This is a genomic window from Bradyrhizobium sp. JHI2711 (genome assembly GCF_056156565.1).
Genome location: NZ_JBPZPT010000002.1, coordinates 1,208,049 through 1,220,437, shown reverse-complemented (window position 1 = coordinate 1,220,437; position 12,389 = coordinate 1,208,049). Strand labels below are relative to the sequence as shown.

The following is a 12,389-nucleotide window of genomic DNA, read 5'->3' as shown; positions in this document are numbered from 1 at the left end:
TGCTTCGTCGCAAGAGCTCCTCGCAATGACGGAGAATGAGGACGCTCCTCGACTCCGATTCTCACCGTCCTCGTGGAGGCTCCCGATCTCTTCTCACTTGAACAGCGGCGTGCCCGGCACGAAGGCGTCGAAGGCGGCCCAGAACTGGGTGCGGTAGCGGTCCTGCTCCTGGAGGATCTCGTGCTTGGCACCGGCGATCACGAGATGGGAGCCGGCGCGCAAATGATAGGCGAATTCCTCGATCGCCGCGGTCGAGACCACGGTATCGTTGGAGGCCGCCAGCATCAGGATCGGCTGGCGGATCTGGGAGGGGTAGTTCACGCGCTTGAAGGTGTGCATCGCGCGGAAGGCGGTATCGGCCCAGGCGACCGTCGGCGAGGCCAGGCCAAGCGTCGGGTCTTCCTCCAGGATCGCGGCGTTGCGCGCATAGCGGACGGGATCGCTGGTCAAGGGATTGTTGATGAAGGGTTCGAGCCCGGTGAGGCGGTCGCTGCCGCCGGGGACGTAGCGGCCGCCCTGCCCGAGCAGGCGCATCGTCTTGAGCAGCGCACGCACGGGGAGCGAGGTGGTGCGCCCGGGCAGGTCGATCATCGGCGCAGACAGCACCATGCGGTCGAACCAGCGCTTGCCGGCATGCGCCACCCGCAGCAGCACCGTGCCGCCCATGGAATGGGCGAGCGCGAAGAAGGGTGGCGGGCAATCCGGCAGCACCACCTGCTGCACGAAGGTCTCGACGTCGATCTCGAAATCGGCGAAGTCGCGCACATAGCCCTTGCGCGGATCGCGCAGGCGGCGCGACGAATGGCCCTGCCCGCGCCAGTCGATCATCGCCACCGCAAAGCCGCGGTCGCGCAGGTCGCGCACGGTCTCGAAATATTTCTCGATCTGCTCGCTGCGCCCGGTGAAGACGCAGACCGTACCCTTGCGGTTCGCCGGCGGCGCCCAGCGCGCAAAGCGCAGCTCGACGCCATCAGGGGTCTTGATGGTGCCGCTGACGACGTTTTCGGGGACCGGATTGGCGGGAATCGAGACCAGCGTCATTGGGCGTGCTTGGGCGGGAAGTGCTGCAAATCAAGGGGCCAAAGCGCCGAAAAGGCGCCTGTCCCGCCCTCTTGAACGCCGTCTCGTTCCACCCATATCACCTTCGTGCAGGCCGCTACCAGTGTTTCGGAACCGGAACATCAGGCTGCACACAGACTAAAGCCCGGCCCGATTGGCGGGCGGGTTACCAACAGTCGCTCAATGGAGGACTTGACCATGCGTAGCTACGATCTCACTCCGTTCTATCGTTCCACCGTCGGCTTCGACCGTCTCTTCAACCTGCTCGACCAGGCCAGCTCCGACGGCAGCCCCGGTTATCCCCCCTACAACATCGAGCGCACCGGCGAGAACGCCTACCGCATCACCGTTGCGGTCTCGGGCTTTGCCAAGGATGAGCTCTCCATCGTCGCCAAGGAAAACACGCTGACGATCAAGGGCGAGAAAGTCGCGAACGAGAACTCGAAATCCGAAGTGCTCTACCGCGGCATCGCCGCGCGTGCCTTCGAGCGCGCCTTCCAGCTTGCCGACTTCGTGCAGGTGAAGGACGCCTCGCTCGAGAACGGGCTGCTTCATGTCGACCTCGTCCGCGAGATTCCCGAGGCCAAGAAGCCGCGCCAGATCGCGATCAACGCCGGCGCCAAGGCGCAGGTGATCGAGAACTCCGCCGCGCAGGCCGCCTGAGCCAGGCGACCAAACCCAGCGACGTCCAGGTTGCGAAAAACGCCCCGGTGCCCCGGGGCGTTTTTTTCGTTGCAATGCATCACAGAGCAGTGATGGCGTAACACCGTCGCCTCGCTCTCCGTCCTTTGGGCATCGAACCAAAAACACGGAGAAGATCATGTCACTCTGGCGCAGCCTTTTCGTCGCCGCGAGCCTTTTGGCCGCTCCTCTCAACCTCGCTCATGCCCAGACACCGCAGACGGTCAAAGCGAAGAACGTCGTGTTGGTGCACGGCGCCTGGGCCGACGGCTCGAGCTGGTCGGAGGTGATCCCGATCCTGCAGGCTGCAGGCCTGCATGTGACCGCCGTGCAGAATCCGCTGTCCTCGCTCAGCGACTCCGTCGAGGCGACCAAGCGGGCGCTGGCCGAGCAGGACGGGCCGACGGTGCTGGTCGCGCATTCCTGGGGCGGCACCGTGATCAGCCAGGTCGGCACCGACCCGAAGGTCACCGGCCTCGTCTACGTCGCCGCACGCGCGCCCGATGCGAACGAGGATTTCGTGGCGCTGTCGAAGCAGTTTCCGGCCGGGCCGGCGCGCGCCGGCATCGTCGAGCGCGACGGCTACACCAAGCTCTCGGAAGAGGCCTTCCTGAAGTACTTCGCCAACGGCGTGAAGCCGGCGCAGGCCAAGGAGCTCTACGCCGTGCAATGGCCGACCGCGGCCTCGATCTTCGCCGGCCGCACCACGGAGGCGGCCTGGCGCTCCAAGCCGAGCTGGTACGCGGTGTCGAAGAACGACTACACCATCAACCCCGATTTCGAGCGCTTCCTCGCCAAGCGCATGAACGCCACCACGATCGAGCTCGATGCCGGCCACCTCTCGCTGGTGTCGCATTCGAAGGAGGTGGCGAATCTGATCCTGGATGCGGCGGGATACCCGCGGAGCTGACACGCGGTCAGTTCACGCAAAAGCGCCCGAGAGATTCTCGGGCGCTTTCCGTTCGCTGACGCTTAGTCCAGCCCCTGCGCAGCCGGCATGTCCTGCGTCGGCAGGATGGTCGGAGTCGGCCGGGCCTGACCGACGGTTGGTGCGATTGCTTGCGGGGCGGCCTCGGCCGGCTTGGCTTGCACCACAACGGCTTGCTGCGTGGGTTGGGCCTGCGGCGTCGGCTCTGCCGGCTTGGCAACGGCGACCGGCGTCTCGGCGCGCCGCGGGGCGGCCTTCGGCAGCGGCACGGCGCGGCTGGCCACATGGGGGATCGACGCCGGCGGGCGCGGCGGGCCGCTGCGGACCACGGTCGGTGGCAGTGCGGTTTGCGGCCCGTAGGGCGCGACCGCGCGCTCGTCATAGGCGGGCGCCATGCCATAGGCGTCAGTGGCGGGCATGAAGCGGATGATCCGCCCGTCGCGGGCGTCGATCACCAGCCGGCCATCGTCGCCGTTTCTGTCGATCACCGCGATGGTGTAGACGCTGCCCCGCAGGCGCGGAATGCCGAGGGGCGAGAAGCCGTTCTCGCGCAGCACGGCGTAAACCTCGGTCGGCGGCAACAGGGCCAGCGCCGGGCCGCGCTCCTCGTAACCATAACCGTAGCGCGGCGGCGGGGCGGCGTCCGGCGGCGCATAGGGTCCGTCGAAATCCGAGACCGCGATGACGGCCCCTCTGGCGATCCCGCTCGCGGGAACCTGGGCCTGCCCCGCACTGGCACCCAGCGCCAGCACGGCGGTGGCCACACATCCTGTGAAAAACTTCATGATCCAGACGCTCCTGTCAGGCCCTCCGGTGGCCGCCCTCTTTCGCTTCTCGCGGCGTGGCGCGCCTTCCGAAGGGTTGATCCGAAGCTTCATTTGGGATTTCGGCGCCGCCGGGGCCGGATCAGGGCGTGTTTGCCTCAAAACCGGCGCTGCGCAACTTTTGGAAAGCGATCGATTGACTTCTGCGGAATCGGGACTTCCGCGCGCTTGTGTGCTAGACAAAAATTTGGCAAGGTGATGGTTAGGACAGGAAGACTGTCTCAATTTTGCCTGCGGTTCCGGCATAGGGATTGCAGCGAGAACTGGTGCTCTCGAGCGCCGGCAAGGTACCAGGCAAAGCCGTTCTCGGGGACGAAGAACGCCTAGGCCTGAATTTAAGAAAATGCGGCTCGCAGAGGACGAGCGGTGGCCCAGGAGCGGGTGCCGCGGGACGCCCAAGGTGCGCCGAAGATGGCGGTGAGGCAGCTTGCCGCATGGAGAGGACAGGAACAATGAACGGGTCGCAATTCGAGCGCGCAAACATCGTGGCAGAAGAGCTGTCGGCGACGGTCGCCTCGAAAACGACCGATCCGATCACCTCACCGATTCAAGAGCACAATTCGCGCCCCAAAGCCGAAGGCCTGTACGATCCGAGCCTGGAAAAGGATTCTTGCGGCGTCGGCTTCATCGCCAACATCAAGGGCAAGAAGTCGCACGAGATCGTCTCGGACGCGCTGAGCATCCTCTGCAACCTCGAGCATCGCGGCGCCGTCGGCGCCGACCCGCGCGCCGGCGACGGCGCCGGCATTCTGGTGCAGATCCCGCACGCCTTCTTCAGCCGCAAGGCCTCAGAGCTCGGCTTCAAGCTGCCGGCGCCCGGCGAGTACGCCATCGGCGCGTTGTTCATGCCGCGCGACACCGCCTGGCGCAACGTCATCAAGAGCATCATCGCCGACCAGATCAAGGAAGAGGGCCTGACCCTGCTCGGCTGGCGCGACGTGCCGACCGACAATTCCTCGCTGGGCGTCACCGTGAAGCCGACCGAGCCCGCCTGCATGCAGGTGTTCATCGGCCGCAACGGCACCGCCAAGACCGAGGACGAGTTCGAGCGCCGGCTCTACATCCTGCGCAAGTCGATCTCGCAGGCGATCTACCAGCGCCGCGACCGCGGCCTCGCCGGCTATTACCCGTGCTCGCTGTCCTGCCGCACCGTGATCTACAAGGGCATGTTCCTCGCCGACCAGCTCGGCAAGTACTATCCCGATCTGCACGAGGCTGACTTCGAGAGCGCGCTCGCGCTCGTGCACCAGCGCTTCTCGACCAACACCTTCCCGGCCTGGTCGCTGGCGCATCCCTACCGCATGATCGCGCATAACGGCGAGATCAACACGCTGCGCGGCAACGTCAACTGGATGGCGGCACGTCAGGCCTCGGTCAGCTCCGAGCTCTACGGCAAGGACATCAACCGGCTCTGGCCGATCTCCTATGAGGGACAGTCGGACACCGCCTGCTTCGACAACGCGCTCGAATTCCTGGTGCAGGGCGGCTACTCGCTGCCGCACGCCGTGATGATGATGATTCCGGAGGCGTGGGCCGGCAATCCCTTGATGGATGAGAAGCGCCGCGCCTTCTACGAATATCATGCCGCGCTGATGGAGCCGTGGGACGGCCCGGCCGCGATCGCCTTCACCGACGGCCGCCAGATCGGCGCCACGCTCGACCGCAACGGCCTGAGGCCCGCGCGCTATCTCGTCACCAAGGACGATCGCATCGTCATGGCGTCCGAGATGGGCGTGCTGACGATCCCAGAGGACCAGATCATCACCAAGTGGCGGCTGCAGCCGGGCAAGATGCTGCTGGTCGACCTCGAGCAAGGCCGCCTGATCCCGGACGACGAGATCAAGGCTTCGCTCGCCGCCAGCCATCCCTACAAGGAGTGGCTCGAGCGGACCCAGATCGTGCTCGAAGACCTGCCGAAGGTGCCGACGACAGGCGTGCGCTCAAACCTGTCGCTGCTCGACCGCCAGCAGGCGTTCGGCTACAGCCAGGAAGACATCACCATCCTGATGACGCCGATGGCGGCCACGGGCGAGGAAGCCGCGGGCTCGATGGGCAACGACACGCCGATCTCGGCGCTGTCGGACAAGGCCAAGCCGCTGTTCACCTACTTCAAGCAGAACTTCGCGCAGGTCACCAACCCGCCGATCGACCCGATCCGCGAAGAGCTGGTGATGAGCCTCGTCTCGATCATCGGGCCGCGGCCGAACCTGTTCGACCTGCAGGGCATGGCCACGACCAAGCGCCTCGAAGTGCGCCAGCCGATCCTGACCGACGCGGACCTGGAAAAGATCCGCTCGATCTCGGAGGTGGCGGAGTCGCACTTCAAGTCGCGCACGCTGGACACCACCTTCCACGCCGGTCTCGGCGCGGCGGGCATGGACCAGGTGCTCGACGAGCTCTGCGCGCGCGCCGAAAGCGCGGTGCGCGAGGGCGTCAACATCATCATCCTGTCCGACCGCATGGTCGGCACCGACCGCGTGCCGATCCCATCGCTGCTCGCCTGCGCCGCCGTGCATCATCACCTGATCCGCACCGGCCTGCGCACCTCGGTCGGCCTCGTCGTCGAATCCGGCGAGCCGCGCGAAGTGCATCACTTCGCCTGCCTTGCCGGCTACGGCGCCGAAGCGATCAATCCGTACCTCGCGTTCGAGACCATCACCGCGATGAAGGACCGCCTGCCCGGCTCGCTCGACGACTATGAAATCGTCAAGCGCTACATCAAGTCGATCGGCAAGGGCCTGCTCAAGGTGATGTCCAAGATGGGCATCTCGACCTACCAGTCCTATTGCGGCGCGCAGATCTTCGACGCGGTCGGCCTCAAGGCCGACTTCGTCGCCAAGTTCTTCGCCGGCACGCACACCCGCGTCGAGGGCGTCGGCCTTGGGGAGATCGCGGAAGAAGCCGTGCGCCGCCATGCCGACGCGTTCGGCGAGGCGCAGGTCTACAAGACCGCGCTCGATGTCGGCGGCGAATATGCCTATCGCAGCCGCGGCGAGGACCATGCGTGGACCGCGGAGTCTGTGTCGCTGCTGCAGCACGCCGCGCGCGGCAATTCGCAGGAGCGCTATCGCGCCTTCGCCAAGATCCTCAACGAGCAGTCGGAGCGCCTGTTGACGCTGCGCGGCCTGTTCCGGATCAAGAACGCGGAGGAAGAAAAGCGCAAGCCGATCCCGCTCGACCAGGTCGAGCCGGCCAAGGAGATCGTCAAGCGTTTCGCCACCGGTGCGATGAGCTTCGGCTCGATCTCGCGCGAGGCGCACACCACGCTCGCGATCGCCATGAACCGGATCGGCGGCAAGTCGAACACCGGCGAAGGCGGCGAGGAAGCCGACCGCTTCAAGCCGATGCCGAACGGCGATTCCATGCGTTCGGCGATCAAGCAGGTCGCCTCGGGCCGCTTCGGCGTCACGACGGAGTATCTCGTCAACTCCGACATGATGCAGATCAAGATGGCGCAGGGTGCCAAGCCCGGCGAAGGTGGCCAGCTGCCCGGCCACAAGGTCGACGCGACCATCGCAAGAGTCCGGCACTCGACGCCGGGCGTCGGCCTGATCTCGCCGCCGCCGCACCACGACATCTACTCGATCGAGGACCTGGCGCAGCTCATCTACGACCTCAAGAACGTCAACCCGACCGGCGACGTCTCGGTCAAGCTCGTCTCGGAGATCGGCGTCGGCACTGTGGCCGCGGGCGTTGCCAAGGCGCGCGCCGACCATGTCACCATCGCGGGCTTCGAGGGCGGCACGGGTGCTTCGCCGCTGACCTCGATCAAGCATGCGGGATCGCCGTGGGAAATCGGGCTCGCCGAAACCCACCAGACCCTGGTGCGCGAGCGGCTGCGCAGCCGCATCGTGGTCCAGGTCGACGGCGGCTTCCGCACCGGCCGTGACGTCGTGATCGGCGCGCTGCTGGGCGCCGACGAGTTCGGCTTCGCCACCGCGCCGCTGATTGCGGCCGGCTGCATCATGATGCGCAAGTGCCATCTCAACACCTGCCCGGTCGGCGTCGCGACCCAGGACCCTGTCCTGCGCAAGCGCTTCACCGGCCAGCCCGAGCACGTGATCAACTACTTCTTCTTCGTCGCCGAGGAAGTCCGCGAGATCATGGCTTCGCTCGGCTTCCGCACCTTCAACGAGATGGTCGGCCAGGTGCAGCTGCTCGACCAGACCAAGCTGGTCGCGCATTGGAAGGCCAAGGGGCTCGACTTCTCCAAGCTCTTCGTCAAGCAGAAGGAAGAGAAGGGCCAGAAGATCTATCACTCCGAGCGCCAGAACCATCATCTGGAGGCGGTGCTCGACCGCACGCTGATCGAGAAGGCGCAGGCAGCGCTCGATCGCGGCGCGCCGGTGAAGATCGAGGCCGCCATCAACAGCACCAACCGCTCCGCAGGCGCGATGCTGTCCGGCGCGGTGGCCAAGATCTACGGCCATGCCGGCCTGCCGCACGACACCATCCATGTCAGCCTCAAGGGCACCGCGGGCCAGGCCTTCGGCGCCTGGCTCGCCCACGGCGTCACCTTCGAGCTCGAAGGTGAGGGTAACGACTATGTCGGCAAGGGCCTCTCGGGCGGCAAGATCATCGTCAAGCCGCCGAGGAACTCGGCCATCGTGCCGGAAGAGAGCATCATCGTCGGCAACACCGTGATGTACGGCGCGATCGAGGGCGAGTGCTACTTCCGTGGCATCGCCGGCGAGCGTTTTGCCGTGCGTAACTCGGGCGCGGTCGCCGTGGTCGAGGGCGCGGGCGATCATTGCTGCGAATACATGACCGGCGGCATCGTGGTCGTGCTCGGCAAGACCGGGCGCAACTTCGCGGCCGGCATGTCCGGCGGTATCGCCTACGTGCTCGACGAGGCCGGCGACTTCGACAAGCTGTGCAACCTCAGCATGGTCGAGCTCGAGCCGGTGCTGTCGGAGGAGCTGATCAACGCCGGCACCTATCACCATGCCGGCGACCTCGAGGCGCATGGCCGGGTCGACGTGTTCAGGAACCTGCTCGCCTCCGACGTCGAGCGGCTGCACGTCCTGATCTCGCGCCACGCCAAAGCCACCGGCTCCAAGCGCGCCGCCGACATCCTTGCCAATTGGAAGGACTGGCTGCCCAAATTCCGCAAGGTGATGCCGGTCGAGTACCGGCGCGCGCTGCGCGAGATGGCGGCCAACGCGGACGCCGAGCCGAAAATCGCGATCGGGGCGTAAGGCATTACACCTCGTCATTGCGAGCGAAGCGGAGCAATCCAGAATCTCTCCGCGGAAAAAAGACTGGATTGCTTCGTCGCTTCGCTCCTCGCAATGACGGTGAGGAAACAACAAGACGAATTTAAGCGGCAGGGACTTCGGGTTTAATGGGCAAGATCACGGGTTTTCTGGAAATCGAACGGCACGACCGCAAGTACACCCCGGTCGCCGAGCGCGTGAAGCATTACAAGGAATTCGTCGTTCCGCTCTCCGAGAAGGAGGTGCGCGACCAGGCCGCGCGCTGCATGAATTGCGGCATTCCCTATTGCCACGGCACCGGCTCGGTCGCGCCGGGCACGCCGGGCTGTCCGGTCAACAACCAGATTCCCGACTGGAACGACCTCGTCTACCAGGGCAATTGGGAAGAAGCCTCGCGCAACCTGCATTCGACCAACAATTTCCCGGAGTTCACGGGGCGCATTTGCCCGGCGCCGTGCGAGGCGTCCTGCACGCTCAACATCGACGACAACCCCGTCACCATCAAGACCATCGAATGCGCGATCGTCGATCGCGCCTGGGACAATGGCTGGCTCCAGCCGGAAGTCGCGACTGTGAAGACCGGCAAGAAAGTCGCGGTGATCGGCTCGGGTCCGGCCGGCATGGCCTGTGCGCAGCAGCTGGCGCGCGCCGGCCACGACGTCCACCTCTACGAGAAGTACGCCAAGGCCGGCGGCCTGCTGCGCTACGGCATCCCCGACTTCAAGATGGAGAAGGGCGTCATTGACCGCCGCGTGGCGCAGATGGAAGCTGAAGGCGTCACCTTCCACTACAACAGCCATGTCGGCGCTGAGGGCAACGTCGATCCGCGCGAGATGCTCAACGAGTACGACGCCGTGGCGCTGACCGGCGGTGCGGAAGCCCCGCGCGACCTGCCGATCCCCGGCCGCGAGCTCGCCGGCATCCACTACGCCATGGACTTCCTCCCGCAGCAGAACCGCCGCGTCTCCGAGGAGCCGCTCGGCGGCGTCCAGGAGATCCTGGCCGGCGGCAAGCATGTCGTCGTCATCGGCGGCGGCGACACCGGAAGCGACTGCATCGGCACCTCGCTGCGCCAGGGCGCGCTCTCGGTGACGCAGCTCGAGATCATGCCCGCTCCCCCTGAGCGCGAGAACAAGGGCCTGACCTGGCCGAACTGGCCGCTGAAGATGCGGACCTCCTCGAGCCAGGCCGAAGGCGCGGTGCGCGAATACGCCGTGCTGACCCAGAAGTTCTCGGGCGAGAACGGCCAGGTCAAGAAGCTGCACTGCGTCCGCGTCGACGACAAGTTCAAGCCGATTGCCGGCACCGAGTTCGAGCTCGATGCCGAGCTGGTCCTGCTCGCGATGGGCTTCGTCCATCCCGTGCACGAGGGCCTGCTCAAGCTGCTCGCGGTCGAGCTCGACCCGCGCGGCAACGTCAAGGCCAACACGCTGGACTACCAGACCTCGCGCCCCAACGTGTTCACCGCCGGCGACATGCGGCGTGGGCAATCGCTCGTCGTGTGGGCGATCCGCGAGGGCCGGCTGTGCGCGCGGTCGATCGATACGTTCCTTATGGGGAAGACGGATTTGCCGCGCTGAGATGTCATTCCGGGGCGCGCGAAGCGCGAGCTATGGTGCGCAATTGCGCACCTGAGAATCCATTCATCACCAACCCAGACGCCCGATGGATTCCGGGCTCGCGCCAAGTGGCGCGCCCCGGAATGACAATTGGAGAGAGCCGCGCCTTTCGGCTTCGTCTCGTGCGACGCGCTAACAAGCGCCTCAATTCTGCAGCCTCACCCCGAGCAGCACCACCGTGCCCTGCGAGCTCGAGCCCGGCTGGCTCGAATTCAGGATGTCGTGGCGCAGCGTGCCCTTGACCCAGATGTTGCGGTTGAGCTTGTAGATCAAATTGCTTTCGAACGAGTAGGTCTTGTCGTTGCGGTTCTGGCCCTGGTAGTCGAGCGTGCCGTAGGTGAACTTGCCGACCGCGGTGAGCCAGCGGCGGAAGTCGTGGTCGACTTGGGCGGAGTAAGTGCGCACCAGGACGCCGGATGAGCCGGGGACCGTGGTCTCCGATATCTGCGTGTCGGTGAAGAACTTCACCGTGGTGAGGCCGCTGGCGCTCCAGATCAGCGAGCCCGTGGTCAGAAACCCTGCGAGCTGGCTGAGGCGCGGATCGGTGTAGCTGCGCGCGGAATAGCCGACCGAGATCTCGCCGGTGAGGATGCGCGAGAACTCGAAGGACGAGCCGACCTTGGCATAGCCGCCGTTGGAATCGCGGAAATAGCCGTTGCGGTCGGAAGCCTGGTCGTGGACGCGGGTATCGCCCTGGATCTCGACGAAGGGTTTTAGGCCGGGCTTGAGGTCGTAGGAGAAGCGGCCGACGCCGCCATATTGGTTGAAGTTGCGGTCGTCGTTGCTGAAGGTCGAGCCGTCGGTGAGCTTGGAATCGGTGTAGGCGGTGCGATCGATGGTGGCGCCGGCCGCGACCTGGAAGCGGTTGAAGGTCTGGTCGAAGCCGAGCGTCGTGCCATAGGCGGCGTAGACCGGATATCTCTGCAGGCCGGCCTGCACGTTGGGGCTGCCAGGATTGTCGGTGGCGAGCCGCAGGCGCAGCTGCGAGGTCAGCTTGAAATCGCGGGTGACGTCGAGGCGGCCATCGACATGGCCGTTGAAATCGGGACGATTGGCCTCGACCGGCGACGGCGAGGCCAAGCCGTTGATCGTCGCCGGCATGTCCTTGGTGTAGCCCGAGAACGAGCCACGCAGATCGGCGACCAGCGCGTGGCGCTCCCAATCCGACACCACGAGCAGATCGGGCGCGATGACATAGGCCGGCGAGCCGACGGGCCTGTTGAGGCGCGTCGGATTGCTGTCGTAGCCGGCGGAGAGTTCGAGCCCGCCCTTGATCAGGAAGCTGCCGGCGTAATCGCCGACCGCGCCGAACGGATCGTCATCGGCCCTGAGGCGGCGGCGCAGCGGCTGGCCGGGCACGTTGCCCGCCATCGCCGCCGGCACCGGGACCTTGTGCGCGGTCTCGGAGGGCGGTGGCGCGATGCGCGGCGGGCCCAGCGTCGTGGCCGGCGTTGCGGGCGGCGGCGGTGAGCCGGGACCGGCGGCGCGCTTCGGCTTCGGCTGGCCCGGATAGAGCTTGGGCTGCTGGCGCTTGCGGTTGAGCGAGTCGTAGCCGGAGCCGCTCGCGCCGGTGGCGGCCGGCAGGCCGTAGGTCGGGACCTGACCGACACGCGAGCTCGCCGGCGCCTGCTGGCGCTGGCGCGGGTCGGCGTTGGGATCAGGCAGTTTCGGCAAGGCATCGGAGGGCGCCTGGGGTACGCCGGCGGTGCGGCGGGTCGGCAGCGTCTCAGGCGAGGCGAAGGCGCCGCGGTTGGGATTGAACAGGTCGGGCGTGAGCCCCTGGGCCGCCGCCGGGCCGCTTGCGAGGGTGGTCAGCGCGAGGCACGGCAAAGAGGCGCGCAGGAAATGCGCGACCTTGCTCCGGCCCCTGCCTGGAGACGACCCCACGATGGAATTACCCCAACGAAATCAAACACTTTCTCGATCATCCCCGCCGACTGGCGAGAACCATCGTTAATGGAGTTAAAACAATTATGGTTAATGACCGGTTGAGGGCATCCGGCCGCGCGTCGCCTCGCTGATCGGGGCGTGCTAAGCAGGCGCCAATGGGCGAACGCCCCTC

7 protein-coding genes are annotated in these 12,389 nt (G+C 66.1%); 4 read left to right on the top strand and 3 right to left on the bottom strand.

The genetic code is table 11. The features are described from left to right. Positions 1-93: 93 nt before the first annotated feature. Complete coding sequence (locus ACTEK7_RS18255) at positions 94-1,041, bottom strand: alpha/beta fold hydrolase (RefSeq protein ID WP_057028207.1); 948 nt, start codon at positions 1,039-1,041, stop codon at positions 94-96. Positions 1,042-1,257: 216 nt separating this feature from the next. Between ACTEK7_RS18255 and ACTEK7_RS18250 the strand changes: the two genes are divergently transcribed. After that, complete coding sequence (locus ACTEK7_RS18250) at positions 1,258-1,722, top strand: Hsp20 family protein (protein WP_035997846.1); 465 nt, start codon at positions 1,258-1,260, stop codon at positions 1,720-1,722. 157 nt (positions 1,723-1,879) lie between these two features. Continuing rightward, positions 1,880-2,650 carry an alpha/beta fold hydrolase gene (locus tag ACTEK7_RS18245; RefSeq protein ID WP_225146353.1) on the top strand — a complete coding sequence of 257 codons (771 nt, stop codon included), beginning with the start codon at positions 1,880-1,882 and terminating at the stop codon, positions 2,648-2,650. 62 nt (positions 2,651-2,712) lie between these two features. Here the strand turns inward: ACTEK7_RS18245 and ACTEK7_RS18240 are convergent, their stop codons facing one another. Beyond that, positions 2,713-3,453 carry a hypothetical protein gene (locus ACTEK7_RS18240; RefSeq protein ID WP_225146352.1) on the bottom strand — a complete coding sequence of 247 codons (741 nt, stop codon included), beginning with the start codon at positions 3,451-3,453 and terminating at the stop codon, positions 2,713-2,715. A gap of 491 nt (positions 3,454-3,944) precedes the next feature. Here ACTEK7_RS18240 and gltB point away from each other — a divergent pair, with 491 nt between their 5' ends. Next, positions 3,945-8,690 (top strand): glutamate synthase large subunit, encoded by a 4,746-nt coding sequence (gltB, locus tag ACTEK7_RS18235; RefSeq protein WP_225146351.1) that lies wholly within the window; start codon positions 3,945-3,947, stop codon positions 8,688-8,690. Positions 8,691-8,836: 146 nt separating this feature from the next. Next, a complete protein-coding gene (locus ACTEK7_RS18230; protein ID WP_225139351.1) occupies positions 8,837-10,288 on the top strand; it encodes a glutamate synthase subunit beta in 1,452 nt (483 codons plus the stop codon). A 183-nt stretch (positions 10,289-10,471) separates the two neighbouring features. Here ACTEK7_RS18230 and ACTEK7_RS18225 read toward each other — a convergent pair whose 3' ends face one another. Beyond that, positions 10,472-12,214, bottom strand: a complete 1,743-nt coding sequence (locus tag ACTEK7_RS18225) for an outer membrane beta-barrel protein (protein ID WP_036021389.1) — start codon at positions 12,212-12,214, stop codon at positions 10,472-10,474. Between the last annotated feature and the right edge of the window lie 175 nt (positions 12,215-12,389).

Coding starts and splice junctions, on each gene's coding strand:
- ACTEK7_RS18230 (WP_225139351.1), top strand. CDS start 8,837: ATGGGCAAGATCACGGGTTTTCTGGAAATCGAACGGCACGACCGCAAG.
- ACTEK7_RS18250 (WP_035997846.1), top strand. CDS start 1,258: ATGCGTAGCTACGATCTCACTCCGTTCTATCGTTCCACCGTCGGCTTC.
- ACTEK7_RS18255 (WP_057028207.1), bottom strand. CDS start 1,041: ATGACGCTGGTCTCGATTCCCGCCAATCCGGTCCCCGAAAACGTCGTC.
- gltB (WP_225146351.1), top strand. CDS start 3,945: ATGAACGGGTCGCAATTCGAGCGCGCAAACATCGTGGCAGAAGAGCTG.
- ACTEK7_RS18245 (WP_225146353.1), top strand. CDS start 1,880: ATGTCACTCTGGCGCAGCCTTTTCGTCGCCGCGAGCCTTTTGGCCGCT.
- ACTEK7_RS18240 (WP_225146352.1), bottom strand. CDS start 3,453: ATGAAGTTTTTCACAGGATGTGTGGCCACCGCCGTGCTGGCGCTGGGT.